18 protein-coding genes are annotated in these 18,376 nt (G+C 64.4%); 3 read left to right on the top strand and 15 right to left on the bottom strand.

Features of this window, described 5'->3' with window-relative positions:
- Nucleotides 1–279: 279 nt before the first annotated feature.
- Nucleotides 280–1,218, top strand: coding sequence for an IclR family transcriptional regulator (locus AAFG07_RS18085; protein ID WP_342728455.1), 939 nt, complete (start codon nt 280–282; stop codon nt 1,216–1,218).
- Between the two features lie 43 nt (nt 1,219–1,261).
- Here AAFG07_RS18085 and AAFG07_RS18080 read toward each other — a convergent pair whose 3' ends face one another.
- The 4 genes from AAFG07_RS18080 to AAFG07_RS18065 all read right to left on the bottom strand — a co-directional run bounded on the left by AAFG07_RS18080 (nt 1,262) and on the right by AAFG07_RS18065 (nt 4,908).
- Entirely contained in the window at nt 1,262–1,888 is a 627-nt protein-coding gene (locus tag AAFG07_RS18080; RefSeq protein ID WP_342728454.1) for a hypothetical protein, read from the bottom strand.
- Entirely contained in the window at nt 1,885–2,427 is a 543-nt protein-coding gene (locus AAFG07_RS18075) for a c-type cytochrome (protein WP_342728453.1), read from the bottom strand. The genes AAFG07_RS18080 and AAFG07_RS18075 overlap by 4 nt, the downstream gene beginning before the upstream one ends.
- Before the next feature lie 79 nt (nt 2,428–2,506).
- Nucleotides 2,507–4,279 (bottom strand): PQQ-dependent dehydrogenase, methanol/ethanol family, encoded by a 1,773-nt coding sequence (locus AAFG07_RS18070; protein WP_342728452.1) that lies wholly within the window; start codon nt 4,277–4,279, stop codon nt 2,507–2,509.
- A gap of 143 nt (nt 4,280–4,422) precedes the next feature.
- Nucleotides 4,423–4,908 (bottom strand): copper chaperone PCu(A)C, encoded by a 486-nt coding sequence (locus AAFG07_RS18065; RefSeq protein WP_342728451.1) that lies wholly within the window; start codon nt 4,906–4,908, stop codon nt 4,423–4,425.
- Between the two features lie 130 nt (nt 4,909–5,038).
- On the opposite strand from AAFG07_RS18065, the gene AAFG07_RS18060 reads away from it, so the two are divergent.
- The gene (locus tag AAFG07_RS18060; protein WP_342728450.1) at nt 5,039–6,034 is read left to right on the top strand and encodes a phosphotransferase; all 996 of its coding nucleotides are present in this window, start codon (nt 5,039–5,041) and stop codon (nt 6,032–6,034) included.
- Between the two features lie 275 nt (nt 6,035–6,309).
- On the opposite strand, the gene AAFG07_RS18055 is transcribed toward AAFG07_RS18060, so the two are convergent.
- The 3 genes from AAFG07_RS18055 to AAFG07_RS18045 all read right to left on the bottom strand — a co-directional run bounded on the left by AAFG07_RS18055 (nt 6,310) and on the right by AAFG07_RS18045 (nt 7,668).
- Nucleotides 6,310–6,492 carry a hypothetical protein gene (locus AAFG07_RS18055; protein ID WP_249131574.1) on the bottom strand — a complete coding sequence of 61 codons (183 nt, stop codon included), beginning with the start codon at nt 6,490–6,492 and terminating at the stop codon, nt 6,310–6,312.
- Between the two features lie 97 nt (nt 6,493–6,589).
- The gene (locus AAFG07_RS18050) at nt 6,590–7,045 is read right to left on the bottom strand and encodes a cupin domain-containing protein (protein WP_342728449.1); all 456 of its coding nucleotides are present in this window, start codon (nt 7,043–7,045) and stop codon (nt 6,590–6,592) included.
- Between the two features lie 107 nt (nt 7,046–7,152).
- A complete protein-coding gene (locus AAFG07_RS18045) occupies nt 7,153–7,668 on the bottom strand; it encodes a GNAT family N-acetyltransferase (RefSeq protein WP_342728448.1) in 516 nt (171 codons plus the stop codon).
- 198 nt (nt 7,669–7,866) lie between these two features.
- Here AAFG07_RS18045 and plsY point away from each other — a divergent pair, with 198 nt between their 5' ends.
- Nucleotides 7,867–8,553, top strand: coding sequence for a glycerol-3-phosphate 1-O-acyltransferase PlsY (plsY, locus tag AAFG07_RS18040; RefSeq protein WP_342728447.1), 687 nt, complete (start codon nt 7,867–7,869; stop codon nt 8,551–8,553).
- A gap of 28 nt (nt 8,554–8,581) precedes the next feature.
- Here the strand turns inward: plsY and AAFG07_RS18035 are convergent, their stop codons facing one another.
- The 8 genes from AAFG07_RS18035 to arcC form a co-directional block, all read right to left on the bottom strand.
- The gene (locus tag AAFG07_RS18035; RefSeq protein ID WP_342728446.1) at nt 8,582–9,409 is read right to left on the bottom strand and encodes a cysteine hydrolase family protein; all 828 of its coding nucleotides are present in this window, start codon (nt 9,407–9,409) and stop codon (nt 8,582–8,584) included.
- 58 nt (nt 9,410–9,467) lie between these two features.
- Nucleotides 9,468–10,391, bottom strand: a complete 924-nt coding sequence (locus tag AAFG07_RS18030) for an ABC transporter permease (protein WP_342728445.1) — start codon at nt 10,389–10,391, stop codon at nt 9,468–9,470.
- Complete coding sequence (locus AAFG07_RS18025; RefSeq protein ID WP_342728444.1) at nt 10,388–11,476, bottom strand: ABC transporter permease; 1,089 nt, start codon at nt 11,474–11,476, stop codon at nt 10,388–10,390. Before AAFG07_RS18025 ends, AAFG07_RS18030 begins: the two co-directional genes overlap by 4 nt.
- Before the next feature lie 13 nt (nt 11,477–11,489).
- Nucleotides 11,490–13,043 carry an ABC transporter ATP-binding protein gene (locus AAFG07_RS18020; RefSeq protein WP_342728443.1) on the bottom strand — a complete coding sequence of 518 codons (1,554 nt, stop codon included), beginning with the start codon at nt 13,041–13,043 and terminating at the stop codon, nt 11,490–11,492.
- A gap of 2 nt (nt 13,044–13,045) precedes the next feature.
- Nucleotides 13,046–14,035 carry a BMP family protein gene (locus tag AAFG07_RS18015; protein ID WP_342728442.1) on the bottom strand — a complete coding sequence of 330 codons (990 nt, stop codon included), beginning with the start codon at nt 14,033–14,035 and terminating at the stop codon, nt 13,046–13,048.
- On the bottom strand, nt 14,032–15,582 hold the full coding sequence (locus tag AAFG07_RS18010; protein ID WP_342728441.1) for a DUF1116 domain-containing protein: 1,551 nt from the start codon (nt 15,580–15,582) through the stop codon (nt 14,032–14,034). Before AAFG07_RS18010 ends, AAFG07_RS18015 begins: the two co-directional genes overlap by 4 nt.
- Complete coding sequence (gene fdrA, locus AAFG07_RS18005) at nt 15,582–17,126, bottom strand: acyl-CoA synthetase FdrA (RefSeq protein ID WP_342729180.1); 1,545 nt, start codon at nt 17,124–17,126, stop codon at nt 15,582–15,584. The genes AAFG07_RS18010 and fdrA overlap by 1 nt, the downstream gene beginning before the upstream one ends.
- A 287-nt stretch (nt 17,127–17,413) precedes the next feature.
- On the bottom strand, nt 17,414–18,373 hold the full coding sequence (arcC, locus tag AAFG07_RS18000) for a carbamate kinase (RefSeq protein WP_092115048.1): 960 nt from the start codon (nt 18,371–18,373) through the stop codon (nt 17,414–17,416).
- Nucleotides 18,374–18,376 lie beyond the last annotated feature (3 nt).

Raw genomic sequence — 18,376 nt, 5'->3', positions numbered from 1 at the left:
GGGACGATATCGCAGCGGCCTTGCGGTGCGCGCGACACCATCGCTCGGTGTTCAAACTTCGCCTGCAACATCGGGAACGATCGCGGCGATGTCCATCTGCGGACGAGCTTCCGAGAATAATTTCAGATACGTGGAAGAAATGCGGATCGCACGCTAGGTCATGCTGCACCGCGGACGCTTGACCTCCGCTGGTTTCGCTGCACATTCGACCGGAGAAGGCGACAATGAATGTTGCAGCGCACCAAGCTAGCGCTGCGTTCGAGGACACGAGCGGCAGAGATGAAGGGAGTTCGCTCCGATACCCAGCCCCCGTCCCGGCGGGGCCGCAGGCGCATCGTCGCCGACCGCGTGCGCACGCAAGCGGACGATCCCGCGGCGATGGTGATCGAGGCCAACAGGCACGACGAATTGTTTCGCGCCGCCGACGGCAGCCCCGATCCGTCAATCGTCAAATCGGCGCATCGCGCGCTCCGCATCTTCGAATATTTTGCCGAGATCGAACGGCCCGCGGCGATGACCGAGATCGCGCGCCGGCTGAACTATCCGCCATCGAGCACGTCTGCACTTCTGAAGAGCCTCGTCGAGCTCGGCTATCTCGACCACGACCGGCAGGCGCGCAGCTACCGGCCGACGGTCCGCATCGCCCTGCTCGGCGGCTGGCTCACGAGCGAAAGGCTGCCGGGCGTCACGCTCGATGCGATCACGCGCGAGCTGCACGAAGCGACGCGGCTGACCACCTTCGTGGTGGCACGCAACCAGCTCTACAGCCAGTATATCCGCGTGCTGCAGGGCACCACGCCCGTGCGCTATTATCTCGAACCCGGCGCGCGGCGGCTGCTGACCCACTCGACCCCGGGCCGGGTGTTTCTCAGCCTGATGAACGACGAGGATGCGCGGCGGATCGTGCAGCGGATCAACGCCGAGGAGGCGCCGTCATCCGTGGTCCGATTCGGTGATATCCAGCATGCGCTGGCGACCATCCGCCGGCAGGGCTTCGCCTATACGCGCGACATGGGGACGCCCGGCCTGAGCGCGATTGCGATGCGGCTGACCGAAGCCGACCAGACGCCCCCGCTGGTCATCACCGTCGCAGGCCCGAGTTCGATCGTCTCGGCGGAAGGCAAGGCAATCATCGGAAAGATGCGCGAGCTGGTCGAACGGCAGTCGCCCGGCCTGCTGCCGCAGATCGACGTCGACGCGCCACCGGTCGAGACTTGAGATCGGGCGGGCTACGAGGCGCAAACGCGCCCGATCGATGTTCCTACGACCCCGCGCGGCGGATCGTGATCCGGGTCTCGTCGGTCATGTCCTTGAGCTCCTTGTTCGGCTCACGATAGAGGTGACGCTCGATCTCGACAGTTCGGCCATCGGTGGTCTTGCTGCACGTCTCGTCGACGAATACGCCGCCGACCTCCTGCTTGTCGGTGCCCCGCTTGGCCTCCGTGCAGGTCCAGCCGTCCTCGCCGTAGCGTGACTTCGCCTGCAGGCCGAGCAGGAACGCCTTCTTGCGCAGATAGAGCCGCGCCTTCGGATCGGTCTCGATCGTCAGTGCCGCGATCCTGGCATCCTTGTCGATCATCACGGTCAGGATCGCCGGATGGCCGCCCACCATGGTGCCTTCCCGCGCGGTCTCGCGGTCATACTCGAAGCGGATGCCGCGCAGCTGGTCCGGCCCGGCTGGGCAGGCCGCCCACTGCGCCCATTCCGCCAATCGGTGCGTCGTCTCACCGACGCAGGTCAGGTTGATATATCCCGCGTCGGGAACGCTGCTGACGTCCATGCCGACATTGATGTCGCGCAAGTCTCCCGCAGTCGCCATCGCCGGCACCGCCGCGGTGACTGACGCGGCGAAGACCAACCCGCGGATTGCCGATCCCTGCTTGCTCATGGCTTTGCCTTCTCGCTCTGGTCGGACGACGCGGCGGCGTGGCCGGCCTCCTTGTAGATGTTGCAGACGCGCGAACCGTCGCCGAAGAAGGCGATGCATTCGTCATAACTCGGCTCACCCTTACCCTTGACGTGGGCGAGCACGTAGTCGGCCACGGCCTCGATCTCGTTCGGCCGCAGGAACACATTCGCCTCGGGCGGCATGCGGTCCGCGACATCCTGGCGGGTCATCTCGTAGCATTTCGTGGTGTCATAGGAGCCGCGCACGAAGAACGGCATGCCGGTGCCCGGCCGCCCGCACGTCACGGTCTCGATGATCTGCTCGCGCGTCAGCTCGGTCTTGCGCAGCGACAGCGCATCGCCGCCATAGCCGCCGCCGCCATTGCCGTGCCATTTGTGACAGCCGACGCAATTGCCGCGCTTGAACACCGCCTTGCCCGCATCGGTCGGATCGCTCGCCGACTGTGCCTGCGCCATACTGACAAATCCCATCACCAGCGCGCAGCCGAGCCACGCGCCAACCAGCCATGATTGCTTCATTTGTTCTGTTTCTTGTCTTATTTCTCTCGGTCAGATCGACGCGGGAGGCCTCTCAGTGAAGCCTCCCGCGTCTGCGATGTCAGAGCGCGAACACGTAGAGCATCGAGCCCGGCTGCATCCGCTTCAGCTCGGGCGTGGCATCGATGAACCACTTGTCCCAGGCACCGCCGAGGCCGACCAGGATCGCGACATACTGCTTGCCGTCCACCGAGAACGTCATCGGAGGCGCATTGACGCCACCGCCGGTGTTGAACTGCCAGAGCTGCTGCAGCGACTTCGCGTCGTAGGCGATCACCTCGCCGGACGGCTGTCCGGAGAACACGAGGTCGGGCGTCGCCAGGATCCCGCCGAGGTTCGGGAATTGCGTCTCCGCCTTCCCTGCCACCTTGCCGGTGGTGACGTCGATCGCGGTCACGCTGCCGGTGATCTTGACCGGCTGGCTCGGTCCGCCACCGGTGAAGAACTCGCGCGCCTTGACCTTGTCCGGCGTCATCTCCTCGACCTTGATGTGGTTGCAGCTCTCGATGACGGGAATGTACCAGAGCTTCAGGTTCGGATTGTAGGCGGTCGGCGGCCAGTTCTTGCCGCCCATGTTACCGGGGCAGATATCCGTCTCCTTGTTGGTGCGGCTCGGCGTCACCGACGCGTTGTACTTCTGCACACCCTGCTTCGGATCATACTCCACCGGTTTGCCGGACTCGGGGTCGAGACCCTTGGTCCAGGTCACCTTCTTGACGAAGGGCAGACCCCAGATGAACTTGCCGCTGTTGCGATCGACCGCATAGGCAAAGCCGTTGCGGTCGGCCTCGAGCGCGAGTTTCAGCGTCGTGTTGTTGGGGCCGGGGACGTCGACCAGCACGTTCTCCGCCACGCTGTCATAGTCATAAGGATCGTTCGGCGTGTGCTGGTAGTGCCACTTGATCTTGCCGGTGTCGGCATCGAGACCGAGCGAGGAGTCGGTGTAGAGGTTGTCGCCGGGCCGGTATTCGTTGTCCCAGTCCGGTCCGGGATTGCCGACGCCCCAGACGATGGTGTTGGTCGACGGGTCGTAGCTGCCGGTGACCCAAGTCGATCCGCCGCCGCTTGCCTTGGCGTTCTTGTCGTCCTTCCAGGTTTCGGAACCGGGTTCGTCCTTGCCCGGGATGGTGTGGGTACGCCAGACTTCCTTCTGGCTCTTCAGGTCGGTCGCAGCGATCCAGCCGCGAATGCCGTATTCGGCGCCAGCGACGCCCGTGATCGCCATGCCCTTGACGATTAACGGCGCGCCGGTGATCACCTCACCCTTGTCGGGATCGGCGACCTGACGCTGCCAGGCGACCTGCCCGGTCTCCTTGTTGGTCGCGATCAGGCGGCCGTCGAGCGTGTGCGAGATCACGAGGTTGTCCCACAGCGCGACGCCGCGGTTGTCGACGCCGCAGCAGGCGACCGCGCCGGCCCAGTCGTGGTCGGTCTTGGGATCCATCTTCCAGAGCAGCACGCCTTTGCCGCCGTGCGCGTCGATCTTGTAGACCGAACCCCAGCCGTCGGTGACGTACATGAATCCGTTCTCGACGATCGGAGTTCCCTCCAGGCCGCCGTGCCCCCAGATTCCGCCGCCCTCGACGCCGCCGAGATGCATGGTCCAGGCGACCTTCAGGTTCTTGACGTTGTCCTTGTTGATATCCGCCAGCGACGAGAAGCGGGTCGCCGAATAGTTCTTGTGGTGGTGCAGCCAGTTGCCTGCTTCCTTGTCAGCATTGAGCAGGCGATCCTGGTTGACATCGTCGGCGAGCGCGAAAGAGCCCGCGAAGGTCGCGGCGGATGCTACTGCCGCCGCGAGCATGTGCGATTTAACCCAATTCAACCTTGTCATGAGTTCATTTCCTCCGGATCCAGCGTTCTTCATTGATCGAACCGCCCGTCACATACGGGTGGCCGCGCGAGAAGCCTTGAGTCCCGGCGATCGGCTGTGCCGCCCGCCGTCTTCCTTAGTCACTTGTCATAACTTGTCTTCGGTCACTTCTGGACCTGTACCTCCGTCTCGATGGTGCCTGCTTTCTGAAAAACGATTGCGCATTTGAAGGTCTCGCCCGGCGCGAGCGCCTGACGCAACTGCAGCAGCATGACGTGATAACCGTCGCGCTTCAGCTCGAGCGTCGCCTTGGCCGGGACTGGTATATTGGATATCGAGCGCATGGCGGGCGCGCCTTCGCCGCGATCAACGATGTGGCGTTCGGAAAAATTCGCAACCGGGCACCGGACACGGAGTAGCGCGTCGGCGCTGTCGGCCTCATTCTTGATCGTCATCGTCAAGGGAAGGTCTCCGCCTTCTTTGTCCGTAGCCGGTACGCGCGCATCCACAATCTGCAAGGATTCGTCCGCGACGACGTGATGCACCACTCCGAACGTGCTGATCAGGCAGAATAATGGCAACGCCATCCATGATCTGCGCTTCACGATCCTGCACGCAACGGCGCCATGCAACCCCCGCTCGAACGACATCAAGTTTTCTCCCAGCATGATTTTTGCGGCATTGTTTCACGCTTCGTCGCGCGCGACCAGCGATTGAAGATCGGGAACCCAACATCAATGCGATTTCGGCACGCATAGCCGTCATGCTAACTTTTTGCGCATGAGTGATCTCGATGCACTTCCACCGGAACAGCGCGATGCAGCGCATGCTGCGCTGCGTGAAATGATCGGTACGGTAACGATCGACGCCGTGACGCCGATCGCAGGCGGCGCCACGTCGGCGCGGTTGTTTCGGATCGACGCGGGCGGCAAGAATTATTTGCTACGAATCGAAGGCGTACCGAGCCCACTGCGCAATCCATATCAATATGTTTCGCTGCGCATCGCCGCCGAAGCAGGCATCGCGCCGCGACTCTACTATGTCGACGAGACGTCGCGCGTCGCGGTGATGGATTTTATCCAGCGGCAGCCGCTCGGTCGCTATCCCGGTGGGCTGCCGGCGCTGGCAAAGGCGGTCGGCGAATTGCTGGCGCGGTTGCAGGCGACGCCGACCTTTCCGGCTTTCGTGCGTTATCCGGATATCGTGGCTCGGCTCTGGGCCCATGTCTGCCGCAACGGCCTGTTCGCGCCCGGCGTACTCGACCAGTGCAACGAACATCTCGAACGCATTCGCGCGGGCTATGTCTGGGATGAGGCGAACTCGGTCTCGAGCCACAACGACTCGCTTCCCGCCAATATCCTGTTCGACGGTAACAGGCTCTGGATGATCGACTGGGAATCCGCCTATCGCACCGATCCGCTGGTCGATCTCGCGATCGTTGGCGACAGCTTCGCGCGAACGCCGGAGCTGGAGGAGATTTTGCATCGCGCCTGGCTCGGCCGGCCGCTCGACGCGGCGCTGCACACCCAGCTCCGATTGGTCCGCGCCCTCACCCGTCTCTATTATGCCGGCGTGCTGTTCAGTGCATCCGCGACGGCGCCGCGCGCCGCACCCGACACGAGTCTCGTGGCACCGACACTGACGGAACTCGCAGCCGCGACCGGCGCCGGCCGGCTCAAGAACGACACGCCGGCGGCAAAGCATGTGCTTGGAAAAATGTTCCTGGCCTCGTTCCTGACCGACGTCGCGACGCCCGGCTTCGATCTCTCGGTTTGACGGTCAGCCCGGCGGATTGAACGTACGCGCGAAGAACACCGTCGCGCGAGCCGTTTCCGAGCCGCACCTCGCAGGTCGCGCTGGTCTGCGGCAGCCTCGAACGCGCCGAGCGCCTCAGCGTCCGCTCGCTGATGCCGGAGAACGGCGTCATCTTCAGCGACGGCATCGAGGCCGACCGGCTCGACTTCAACTCGGGAACGGAAGCCCAGATCACGGTCGCGGACCGCGAAGGACGGCTGGTGGTGTGAGACTGCCGCACGCTCTTGCGGCGCAGCTCACTGCGGCACCGGATGCAGCCGCGCCAGCTGATCGAGCGACAGGCCAGCCTCGCGATCGCTCAAGGGAAAACGGACGATGATATCCTGACGGGCCACCTGCCCCCACAGCGCGTCCGACGACCATTTCTGCGGCTCGGGTCCGCGCGGACCGTCAATCCAGATGAAATACCATTCCGTCATGGACGCGACCAAATCTCCCTGGCCGGAAGATTGGTCCTTCGCCGGCCAATCCGCAACGCCGATTTTCGCGGCGGCATGGCTGCCCGCGGTTCGGGGCCTATTCGTATGGCCGGCCGTCCTTGTGCAGAAAGCGGCCGTCGGAGCTCGGGCTCATCATGTCGATGTCGGAACATGTGATGACGTCGGCACGCGAGCGCGAGCCGACCTCGAGATAGGTCGCCGTCATCTGCGACCTGTTGATCATGTGGTGCCCGTTGCTGGAATTCTTCCGGAAAGCCGCGCAATCGCCGGCGCGCAGCACCGTCTCGCCGCCGTCCTCGATCAGCACCACCTCGCCCGCAAGCACATAGACGAACTCGTCCTCGTCCGAATGCCAATGGCGCTGGCTCGACCAGTTGCCCGGCGGCAGCCGCATCAGATTGACGCCGAAATCGGCGAGCCCGCCGGCGTCGCCGAGACGCTGCCGGATTCGTTCCGCGCACGGTGCAGCGAACTCGGCCGGATAGCCGGTCCCCTTACGTTCCGGCACCTTTGTCAGATCGATCTTCGGCATGGCAGCGTCTCCGAGGCGATAACAGCAAACGAATGCGTGGCCCCAAGCGTGGATGTGCGGCTATCGCAACGGGCCGCCGGAATTGTGTCGGTTCGCTTTGTACGACGTCAGTCGCGCCCGACCAGATCCTTTGCCATCAGGATGTCGTCGTAGTAGCGGCCGTCGATCTTCAGGGCATGCCTCTCCAGCCCGTACTCGACAAAGCCGGCGCGCCGGTAGAGCCCGCAGGCAGGCTCGTTGCCCTTCACCACGGCGAGCTGCAACAGCTCGACCGATTGCGCGGCAAGCTCGAGCACCGCATCGACCAGGAGCCGGCCGACTCCGGCGCGTCGCGCCTGCTGCCGCACATACATCCCAACCAGCATGCCCTTGTGCTGCTGTTTCGGCCCTTGCGCCGCGATGAAACCGATGATGCCGGCGAGTTCGCCGCCACGAAACGCCCCAATTATCGCCGCCCCATGCGCGAGCCTCTCCACGAACCATTCGACGGAATGCACGCTCTCCGTCTCATACGCGCTGCCGAACGCCTCGGGACTGAAGCGCAGCGCCTCGAGACGGATGTCGCGATAAAGCGCAGCGTCCGCAGGCAAGAGGCGGCGAATCTCGATTGAGTGCGTCGTCATTCCGTGTCCTGTCTCCGTCGCGGCAGCATGGCCGATTGATCGGCAAGTCGATCGCGGTATCTATCGCAAGGCCAGCCTATTCCAAAGGGCATTGGAGCGGGTAAGGCAATCGATCCCTCGTATCCACGACATCGGCCGTCGCATGGCGGTAGACTTCGGATGACGCTTGCCTGACACTGGCGCATCGAGGAGAGGCCTATGGTTTTTTGGATCGCGAGTGCGGCTGGATTGGCGACTGCCTACCTTCTCGGTTCCATACCCGCGGGCTATCTCGCGGGGAAACTGCTGAGGGGTATCGACATCCGGGAGCACGGCTCCAGGTCGACCGGGGCCACAAACGTGCTGCGTACCCTGGGCAAGTGGCCCGCGTTGGCGGTCCTCCTGGTCGATGTCCTGAAGGGCGCCGGGGCGATCGCGTTTGCCCGCTGGTTTTATCCCTGGCTCCGGACGTTGCCGTCGGTTACGCCGCCGACGGCGATCGATCTGCAAACCTTGGAGCCTTGGGCAGTCTGCCTGGCCGGGCTTGCGGTATTGCTGGGCCACAGCCGTTCGATCTGGTTGAATTTTACGGGCGGCAAATCCGCGGCGACGGGGCTCGGCGTGTTGCTGGCGCTGTCCTGGCCTGTCGGTTTAGGCGCCGCCGCAGCCTTTGGCGTTGTGCTGGCAATTTCCCGGATCGTTTCCCTGAGCTCAATGTTGGCGGCGCTCACTGCGATCGCACTGGTCTGCGCGTTGGAGCAGCCGCTGCCATATCGGCTGCTCGTCATCGCAGGTGGCCTTTACGTGATCGCGCGTCATCGTGCCAACATTCAGCGGCTGCTGGCCGGGACCGAGCCGCGTCTGGGCTCAGGCGGACGAGAATCGCAAGTGGCGTCACAAGGCTAGTCTGTGCGCTCGGAGCGCGACCGATCTGTCACGCCGTCGGATGTGCTCCTGAAATGGCCTCGATGACATCTGACGAATGCGTCACGAAGCCGAAGCACTTCTTGACGTTGAACAGGGTTGCTTCAACGCAGTAGCCCGGCGAGGTCGTTGCGCAGCAGTCCTCGACCAGGAGGCAACCGTAGCCCAGGAAGTTCGCGTCGGTGAGCGAATGCAATACGCATTGATCGGTGTTGACGCCGGCAAACAGGATCGTCTTGGTGCCGAGATTGCGCAGAATGCTGTCCAGCGGCGTGTCCCAGAAGCCGCTGATCCGGTATTTGTCGACGTGAATGTCCTCGGGCTCCTGCTTCAATTCATCGACCACGGCCGCGGCCCAGCTGTCCTTCTGCAGCACGCGCGCGCCACTGCCCGGCAACGGCTCGCCAAGGCCGATGCCGACACCCTTCGGCTTGTAGAGATGGAGCTGGTTCGGCGCCATATTCTTCAGATCGGGCCGATTGCCCCAGTTCAGCCAGATGATTTGCACGCCGGCGTTCCGCAACACCGGGAGAAGCTTCTGCAGCGGCTCGATCGGCGCCCGATCCGGCGTGTGGTCGAGGCCGAGATGGTCGACCCATCCCCCCTTCGCGCAGAAGTCGTTCTGCATGTCGACGACGATGAGAGCGGTGCGATGCAGATCGACCGTCACCGTTTGCGGCTGCGCGTCGATCGTGACCGCCTTGGGCGGCGGCGGCGCCATCGCCATGTTGACGTTGGCGTCGTCGACCAGCCATTTGTAGCCGGGAGCAGACCCGAGAGGATTGGCGGTGTTGGGCGCTGTGGATTCCGCGGCCTTTGCTAAAGTTGAACTCGTCATCGGATTGTCCTCCCTTGGCTATGTTTTCTTGCCTATGTTTTCTTGACGTCCGTTGCGATCAGCCGCCGCGTTCGAACGGAATGGTCAGGGCTGAGGGCTGCCTGCTCTTTCCGACGAAGCCCGCGATGGCGACCAGCGCCAGCAAATATGGCAGCAGCAACAGCAACGCGACCGGCACGTCGATCTGCAACGCCGGCATCAGGAATTGCAGCGCGGTCGCGAAGCCGAACAGCAGGCATGCCGCCAGCGTGTACCAGGGATTCCAGCCGCCGAAGATCACGGCCGTGATCGCAAGATAGCCCGCGCCCTTGGTCATGTTCTCGGTGAACGTATTGCTGTCCGCAACCGACATGAAGGCGCCGCCGAGGCCGGCCAGGATGCCGGCGTAGAGCACGCCGAGATAGCGCGTCCTGGCGACGCTGATGCCGGCCTTGTCCGCGGCGCGCGGATCCTCGCCGACCGCCCGCACCGCCAGCCCGAACGACGTGTACTTCAGGATCAACCATGTCACGACGACCATCAGGATGCTGACATAGGCAAGCCCAGTCTGGTTCGCCAATGCCGGCCCGATCACCGGGATACTGGCGAGCCACGGCAGATTGAGCTGCGCGAAGCCGGGAATCGGATCGCGCGACAGCGGCCCGAAGATCTCGCGGTAGAGAAACGTCGTTGTTCCCAGCGCCAGGATGTTGAACCCGATCCCCACCACCAGCTGATTGGCGCGCAAGGTCACGCTCAACACGGCCTGCACCGCGGCAACCGCCATCGCGACCAATACGCCGGCCGCCACGCCGAGCAGCGGCGAGCCGGTCGCCCACGACGCCAGCGCCGCCGTGAACGCCGACATCAGCATCATGCCATCGAGGCTGAGATTGAGCACGCCGGCGCGCTCGCTCAGCATCTCGCCGGTTGCGGCGAAGATGATCGGAACCGCGAGACGCAGTCCGGAACCGATGAACACGGCCATTTGTTCGTCAATCATCGGGTCACCTTTCGGTTGGTGAAGATTGCGGAGCCTGCAATGACAATGACGATCAGGCCCTGACAGATCAGGACCACGGCAGACGGGACGTGCGCCGAGATTTCCATGTTGATGGATCCCGAGCGCAGGAATCCGAACAGCAACGCACCGATCACCACGCCGACGGCCGAGCCGCGCGACAGCAGGCCGACCACCAGGCCGTCAAATCCGTAACCCGACGAGAAATCGCTGGTCAGATAGAACTGCTGGCCGAGGATCATGATGGCACCGCCGAGACCGCCCAGGCCACCGGAGACCGTCATGGCCAGGATCACGTAGAAGCTCGTTCGCATGCCCGCGCGGCGGGAGGCCATAGCATTCAGGCCGACGGCGCGCAGCCGCAGACCGAGCGTGCTGTGCTTGAGCACCAGCCACACCACGACGACCGCGATCGCCGCGATCAGCAGACCGATATGGAGCGGAGATCCATTGTCCGGGAACAGCAGCGGCAGCTTGGTCGTGTCAGGAATCTCCGCCGATTCCGGCAGCGAAGACACGTCGCTGATCGGCTTGCGCAGCAGGTGAAACGACTCCACGGACCAGTAGACGAGCGGCAGCGCAATGAAGCTCAACAGCAACGTGCTGATGACCTCGTTGGTGCCGCGTGCGGCCTTGAGGAAGCCCGCGAGGCCACCCCAAACAGCGCCGGCGATAGTCCCCACGGCGAGCGGCACGATAAACGCCAGTCCCAACGGCAAGCCGCCGGCGCCGTGCAGGGCCGCGGCCGTCGCGAACATGCCGCCCATCGCGATCTGCCCCTCGCCTCCCACATTGGTCAGGTTGGCGCGGCTGGCGAAGATGAAGCCGAGACCGACCAGCGCGAGGCTGATGGCGCGATTGATCGACGCACCGATGTTGAAATCGCTGCCCGCCATGCCGTCCCAGAAGGCTTCGATCGCCTCGAGGACGGATGCGCCGGTGGCGGCGATGATGAGCAGGCCGATCCCGAGCGCGATCAGGGTCGCTACCACCGGAACCAGAACCTGCAACGGCACGAGCTCGAGCCGCGCGCCCTGCGCGACCCGCGCAAGCTTCGGATTTTTCATGACCATGGCCAACCTAGACATGCGCGTGCCCCGACATCATCGCTCCGATCGCCTCGCGGCTGAACGACCCGGCCGCGAGCTCGCCAACCAGCTTTCCGCGGTAGATCACCGCGATCCGATCCGACACCGCCATCAGCTCCTCGAGCTCGCTGGAGATCAACAGCACCCCGAGACCGTCATCGCGCGCGGCACGGATGCGATTGTAGACGGCCTCGATCGCACCGACGTCGAGGCCTCGCGTCGGCTGCGCGGCCAGCAGGAACACCAGCGGATCGAGCGAGAGCTCGCGTGCAAGCACCGCCTTCTGCTGATTGCCGCCGGAAAGGCTCGCCATCGAAACATCAGGGCTGCTCGCGCGTACGTCGAAGTCGCGCATCATCGCCTCCGCCGCCTTGCGGCGCGCGGACTTGTCGAGCAGGCCGAAGCGACTGAACTTTCCGATCGCGCCGAGAAACAGGTTCTCGGCAACCGACAACTCCTTGATGCAAGCCAGCGCATGGCGATCCTCGGGCACGATGCCGACACCCGCATCCGTGATCTCTTGCGGCGTGCAACCGGCCACCGGCGTGCCGCCGACCACGATCGCACCGGCGCTTGGCGAGGCGAGCCCGGCCAGGATCAGGCCGAGCTCGGTCTGGCCGTTGCCCTCGACGCCCGCGATCCCGACGATCTCGCCGGTGCCGACCGTGAGGCTCAGGCCGTCGAGCCGCGGCACCCCATGCGGGTCGCGATACACGAGGTCCGAGATCTGTAGCACCGCCTCGCCCGGCGACACCGGACCGGCCGCTTCTGCGGGTTTCGCCGGCGTCTTGCCCTCGATGTCGACGGCGGCGGCGAGCACCGAACCTGCCGACTGAACGTCGCGGCCGACCATCGAGCGCACCAGCGATCGGATGTCGGCGCCCTCCATCGCCACGGTCTCGATGATCCGGCCCTGCCGCAGCACCGTCGTGCGATCGGCCACGCGGCTGATTTCGCCGAGCTTGTGCGTCACCAGGATCACGGACTTTCCGCGCAGCGCCACCTGGCGGCAGATCGCCAGCAGCGCGTCGATTTCGTCTGGCTGCAGAACAGCCGTCGGCTCGTCAAGCACGAGCAGTTGCGGATCGCCGAGCAGGCATTTGATGATCTCGACCCGCTGCCGCTCACCGACCGAAAGCTCGTCGATCCGCGCTTCGGGGTCGATTTCGAGCCCGTATTCCGCCGCGAGCTGCTCCATCCGCACGATGATGTCCTGCGGCTTCAACACCGCGCTGGCGCGGCCGAGCATCAGGTTCTCGGCCACGGTCATGTTGGGCACCAGGCTGAAATGCTGATGCACCATCACGACGCCGCGCTGCAGCGCTTCCGCCGGGCCGCGCGGATCGAACGGCTCTCCGCCGAGCGTCATCGTGCCGGCATCCGGCCGATGCACCCCGAACACCAGATTGCACAATGTCGATTTGCCGGCGCCGTTCTCGCCAAGCAGGCAATGCACCTCGCCGCGCTCGATCAGCAGCGATATGTCGTCGAGCGCGGTGAAAGCCCCGAAGCGCTTGGTCAAGCCAGACAGTTCGAGAAGCGCCACGGTTAGCCCACCTTGACTTTGATCTTGTTCGACAGCAGGCCGTCCTTGAGCTCCTTGATCTTGGCCTGGATCTCAGGCGTTGCCCCGGCGCAGATCTCGATGTCGGCCGAACGTGGCCCCATCGCGAGGCCGAACTGCTTGTACTCCGGGTGCCACGTTCCGGCGACGGCCTGGTCGATGGCATATTCGACCATGAACCCGATGCCGCTGACCGTGTAGGCGATGTAGAGCGGGTTGTTGTCGGAGCAGTAGTTGGTATAGCTCCCGATCATCCTGGTGCCCTTCTCGCGCGCCGCCTGCTCCATTCCGCGCACGCCGAGATTGAGGATGTTGTAGTGGACGTCGGCCCCCTGCGCGATCGCAGCAAGGGTCGCTTCCTTCGCCTTGGCGACGTCGTCGAAGTCGCCGGTGTAGGTCACGAAGCATTTGGTGTCCGGCTTGACGTGCTTGGCGCCGTTCGCGAATTCCGTTCCGGTGTTGACGATGGCCGGAATTTCAAGCCCGCCGACGTAGCTCACCGCACCGTTCTTCGACATCATCGCGGCGACCGCGCCGGCAATGAAGCCGATCTGGGCCTGCAGCACGTCGTATTGCGCGACGTTTTCGGTCGGTTGTCCGGTCGGGCCGACGATAGAGAACTTCACCTTCGGGAATCGCTTGGCGACCTTGAGCACCGATGCCTGGGTCTGCCCCGCGGCGCCGATCACCATGTCATTCTTGCTCGCGAGCGTAACGAGCGCCTGCTCCATGTCGGCGAACTTGACGTTCTCGATCGACGTGATCACGACCTTGTTGCCGTGGCGTTGTTCGGCCGCCTTCATGCCGTTATAGGCCGACTCCATCCAGCCATGGTCTGCCCGCGACCCCGGAATGAGAATGCCGATGCGCAGCGGCTTCGCCGCATCGTCGGCGAAGGCCAGCCGCCCTGATGAACTGATCCAGGCTGCCGAGAGCAGGCCTGTTTGCAGAAATGCACGACGGGTACCGTTCATCTGTTTCCTCCTGTTCGTTCCCGGTGTTGCCGCAATCTTTGTTGCGGTATTTTTTCAATCGGCAGCGCGACCGCTGCCGTCGTTCTCAGACTCGAAGCAACGTCATCTCCGGCCACCGTCGCCAGCGCGCCGACGGCGTCGACGAAGCACTTCATCGGAGCCTGCACGACGCCGGCGCCGATGATCCCCATGCCCGGCTCCTTGTGCGCCGTTGCGGTGTTGATCACCGGCCGCATGCTCTCGTCCACGACCTTGCGGACGTCGATGCCGACCGGAGCTCCGATGAAGTCGAGCATCGGCAGGGTGAAGCCGGGATTGCGGCCGATCGTGACGTGCGCCATCTCGCGGGAATAACGCAGGGCGTCCTGCGGCGTGCCGCCGACGAACTGCACCATCGCCGGAGCCGCCGCCATCGCGAACGCGCCCAGGCCAGCAGTCTCGGTGATCGCGCTGTCGCCGATATCGGGATTGGCATCGGCCTCGCTGAAACCGGGCAGGAACAGGCCGACGGGGATGTCGGCCGGACCGACAAACCACTGCCCGTTCAGCCCGCTGACCCTGATCCCGACATTCACGCCGTTGCGCGCCATTGCGGTCACGATGCTGCTGAACGGCACGCCGTGCGCGGCATCCATGGTCGCCTTGCATGCCGCCATCGACAGGCTGAGGAAGAACATGTCGTCCGCCCCGATCGTCCGCAGCGTCTCATGGACCAGATCGCGCGAGATCGAGGATTTGAGCAGCGATTCCGTGACGGCGCGATACAGCAGCAGGGTCGCGGCCGTGTTGCGATTGTGGACGTCGTCGCCCATGTGCAGCGACTGCGACATCAGCGGCTTCAACGGCAATCCACCGTCGATGCCGGCGACCGCGGCCTTCAGACATGGCGCCAGCACATTTTCGATCAGCTTGAGGCCTTCGATCACCTCGGGCGCGAAAGCGCCGAAACGCAATGTCTTGGCGCCGCCGGATTCCATCATCGGCGCATAGGCTCGATTGCCGGTGGTCTGGTTCTGCACCACGAACAGCGGCATCGAAGGCGAAATAATCCCGGTCATCGGCCCGACCGCACCGAATTCATGGCACGGCGCGAAGCGGATGCCGCCTGCCGCGACGAGTTGCTCGGCCTCTTGCTGGGTTGTCGCCCATTTCTCGTAGAGAATTGCGCCGACGACCGCCCCCTTCATCGGGCCGCACATATCGCGCCAGGCGATCGGCGGACCGGCGTGGAGCAGCGTCCGGCCCATGTCCGGCCAGACTTCGGACGCGTGCGCCGCGACGTCGACCCATACCGGCTGCGCGGTCAGGATGCGCTCGAGCACTTCCGCATTGGCGCGATCGATCCACGATCCGAGGCAGTCGGCATCGCCGTCATCGCCAACCAGTTGCGCGAGATTCCAGGCGACTTCGGGACTTCCGTCGCCGACCGGCTGCCACTGCAGACGCACCAGCGGGGCCCCGCTGCTCTCGACACCGCGGTCGAGGCCGGAGGCGCCGAGGCTGATGACCGAGGTCTTGTGCTGGAGCGCGGAAGGGGCTGCGTTCATCATCGTTCTCCACCTTGCATCACGCGACGCCCCGTGGCGTTGTCGTCCGCGGCCATACGGCTCGCGATGGCTTGCGCGGCAAGCGCTGCGGCCGTGCTGCTGCCGACAATCTCCGCGCCGGCGTCCGCCAACATGGCTTTCTGGGTCTCGTAGGGCTGCGGATCGGAACCCGTGCCGCAGACGAAGCAGACCACGGGAAGCTCCCGCCCCTGCGCTCGCGCCGCGGCCTTCGCCCGCCGGATCGCCGGGGCCAGGAGCTCTGCCGGATTGGGGTGGCTGCCGTAACCGAGCACGACGTCCATGACGATGCAGGCAACGGTCGGATCGTCCGCTTCCTTCAGCAGCCGTTCGATCCGGACGCCATAGTCGATCATCGGATGCGGACGCCCCACCGTGAATTCATCACTGCCGAGATCGATCGCCGTGTGCCCGTGGCTCTCTTCCACGTCGGCGAGGCGATCTGCGCCGGCAAGCGGCGCGTTCGACCGGGCACGAATGCCCGCCGCCCGCCAGATGGTCTGGGCTTCCGAGCAAAACGTTCCGCCGGAGTAGAGACCGCGCAGGTGGCGCTGCGAGGGTGCCAGCGACGCACAAACCCGTGTTGCCAACTGTTCGATCGCGCCTTCGTTACGCTCGGGCTGGCCGGGCGCCGCAAGCGCGAGGGCCTGCCGCGCCGTCTCCTCGAGCGACGATGTGCGGTGAACATTGCCGGCGGATGCTGCCGGCTCGCCGCCGAGGAAGCAGATCACGACCGGCTTTCCGATCGCGCGAGCGCGCTCGATCACCCGCTTCTGGACATCGGGCGCGGGAGGCTTGGAGACGATGGCGACAACTTTGGTCTGCGCGTCGGCGGCGAGCAGCTCCAGGCCCTGCAACATGGTGATGCCGCCGACTTCGCTGGAAACGTCGTGGCTGCCGGTGCCGATCGCCTGCGAGATGCCCTGGCCATGACGATGGATCTGGCACATCACCTCCTGCAGGCCCGTGCCGGACGCTCCGACGAGCCCGATCGCGCCGCGCCGAACGACGTTGGCAAATCCAAGCGGCACTCCGTTGATGATGGCCGTACCGCAATCCGGTCCCATCACCAGCAGGCCCTTCTGCGCCGCAACGCGCTTGATGGCCTGCTCCTGTTCGATCGGCACATTGTCGCTGAACAGCAGCACGTTGAGGCCTTGGCGCAGCGCCTTCAAGGCTTCGGCGGCGGCATAGGGGCCGGGCACCGAGATCAGTGCGAGGTCGGCATGATCGGCCATCGCGACGCCGCCGGAGATCGAGCGCGGCGGTGCTTCCGCCGCGGCTTCAGTCGATCCGCCCTTCGGTTCTTCGCCGGCGATCAGGGAGTGGATCTCGCGCTCCGCGGCTGCGAGCTTTTCGGGCGCATCGTCCGCCACAACGATCATGATATCGCCCGGCTTGGCGCTCTCGAGCGCCGGACTCATCAGCCCGGCCTGCTGCAGGAACTCCTTGTTGCTGCGCGTTCCCATCAGCAGCGTGACCCGCTGCACGCCGGTCCGCGCGACCGTGACCTGCGAGATCCGCATCAACGACACGGAATCTTTGTACAGATTCGCCTTTATGCTGGATTGAATGGCCATCGCCTTGTCGTTCCCTTGAATCCCGCAGGCTGCTTGTTTGTTTTGTATGTGTGAGCTTGAGCCAGCGGCCAGCTCGATCGCCTGATCAGAGTGAGGCGCCGACGCGCCTCAACTGCTTCAACTCGGTGAGCGCGGGCGCCATTGCAGCCATCAGGATCGGACCGCCATCTTGCTCGACGCTCGAATGCAGATTGGCGCGGGCGAATGTCCCACCGATGCGCCAATCCCGGTGGTTACTGAACGACGTGCGTCCCCGTCTCGCCCCGCAGCGCCGCCATGGCGCAATCGAGGTGACTGATGATCGCGCGCTTGCCGCCTCCCTCGAGAAACCGGATTGCCGCATCGACCTTGGGTCCCATGCTTCCCGGAGGAAAATGTCCCTCGCGGTGGTAGGCCTTGATCTCCTCGAGGCTGACCTGGTCCAGTTCCTTCTTGTTCGGCTTGCCGAAATTCACCGCGACACGCGGGACTGCGGTCAGGATCAGCAACTCTTCGATACCAAGCACATTGGCGATATGAGCGGATGTCAGATCCTTGTCGATGACCGCCGGCACGCCGGTGCGCACGCCCTTTGCATCACGAACCACCGGAACGCCGCCGCCGCCCCCCGCGATGACGATCGTTCCCCGCTTGACCAATGCATCGACCAGCGAGATGTCGCAGACATGCTTGGGCTTTGGCGACGGCACGACATGGCGCCAGCCACGCCCTGAATCCTCACGCATCGCCCAATTGAGCTCGGCGCTGATCTTCTTCGCCTCGTCCTCGGAGAAGAACGGTCCGACGAACTTCGTCGGGTTCTTGAACGCGGGATCGTCTTTGTCCACCTCGACCTGGGTCAGCAGGCTTGCCACATGTCGCTGGTTGCCTTGCTCGCGCAGGGCATTCTCGATCGCCTGCATCAGGAGATAGCCGATGCCGCCCTGGCTGTGCGCGACGCATATGTCCATGTCCATCGGCGGAATTCGGCTCATCGTCAGCATCTGGCGCATCATGATCTTGCCGACGACCGGCCCGTTGCCGTGCGTAATGACCAGTTCATTGTCGAGTTGCGCAAGCGGCAGCAGCGCTTCCGCAGTGATCCGCGCGACGGACTTCTGCTCCTGGGAAGTGCCCCTGATATCCTCGGGGTGAACCGCATTGCCACCGATCGCGACCACCAGGCGACGCGGCACGTCATTGAGTGTACGCATTTC

It is taken from the genome of Bradyrhizobium sp. B097 (assembly GCF_038957035.1).
GTDB lineage: Bacteria > Pseudomonadota > Alphaproteobacteria > Rhizobiales > Xanthobacteraceae > Bradyrhizobium.
This window is presented reverse-complemented; position numbering and strand designations above follow the sequence as displayed.

Excerpts from the sequence above, each read along its gene's own strand:
- fdrA (WP_342729180.1), bottom strand. The coding sequence starts at position 17,126 with ATGCGGATCTCGCAGGTCACGGTCGCGCGGACCGGCGTGCAGCGGGTC.
- AAFG07_RS18075 (WP_342728453.1), bottom strand. The coding sequence starts at position 2,427 with ATGAAGCAATCATGGCTGGTTGGCGCGTGGCTCGGCTGCGCGCTGGTG.
- AAFG07_RS18070 (WP_342728452.1), bottom strand. The coding sequence starts at position 4,279 with ATGACAAGGTTGAATTGGGTTAAATCGCACATGCTCGCGGCGGCAGTA.
- arcC (WP_092115048.1), bottom strand. The coding sequence starts at position 18,373 with ATGCGTACACTCAATGACGTGCCGCGTCGCCTGGTGGTCGCGATCGGT.
- AAFG07_RS18055 (WP_249131574.1), bottom strand. The coding sequence starts at position 6,492 with ATGACGGAATGGTATTTCATCTGGATTGACGGTCCGCGCGGACCCGAG.
- AAFG07_RS18035 (WP_342728446.1), bottom strand. The coding sequence starts at position 9,409 with ATGACGAGTTCAACTTTAGCAAAGGCCGCGGAATCCACAGCGCCCAAC.
- AAFG07_RS18010 (WP_342728441.1), bottom strand. The coding sequence starts at position 15,582 with ATGAACGCAGCCCCTTCCGCGCTCCAGCACAAGACCTCGGTCATCAGC.
- AAFG07_RS18085 (WP_342728455.1), top strand. The coding sequence starts at position 280 with ATGAAGGGAGTTCGCTCCGATACCCAGCCCCCGTCCCGGCGGGGCCGC.
- AAFG07_RS18015 (WP_342728442.1), bottom strand. The coding sequence starts at position 14,035 with ATGAACGGTACCCGTCGTGCATTTCTGCAAACAGGCCTGCTCTCGGCA.
- AAFG07_RS18050 (WP_342728449.1), bottom strand. The coding sequence starts at position 7,045 with ATGCCGAAGATCGATCTGACAAAGGTGCCGGAACGTAAGGGGACCGGC.
- AAFG07_RS18030 (WP_342728445.1), bottom strand. The coding sequence starts at position 10,391 with ATGATTGACGAACAAATGGCCGTGTTCATCGGTTCCGGACTGCGTCTC.
- AAFG07_RS18025 (WP_342728444.1), bottom strand. The coding sequence starts at position 11,476 with ATGAAAAATCCGAAGCTTGCGCGGGTCGCGCAGGGCGCGCGGCTCGAG.
- AAFG07_RS18045 (WP_342728448.1), bottom strand. The coding sequence starts at position 7,668 with ATGACGACGCACTCAATCGAGATTCGCCGCCTCTTGCCTGCGGACGCT.
- AAFG07_RS18060 (WP_342728450.1), top strand. The coding sequence starts at position 5,039 with ATGAGTGATCTCGATGCACTTCCACCGGAACAGCGCGATGCAGCGCAT.
- AAFG07_RS18065 (WP_342728451.1), bottom strand. The coding sequence starts at position 4,908 with ATGTCGTTCGAGCGGGGGTTGCATGGCGCCGTTGCGTGCAGGATCGTG.
- plsY (WP_342728447.1), top strand. The coding sequence starts at position 7,867 with ATGGTTTTTTGGATCGCGAGTGCGGCTGGATTGGCGACTGCCTACCTT.
- AAFG07_RS18080 (WP_342728454.1), bottom strand. The coding sequence starts at position 1,888 with ATGAGCAAGCAGGGATCGGCAATCCGCGGGTTGGTCTTCGCCGCGTCA.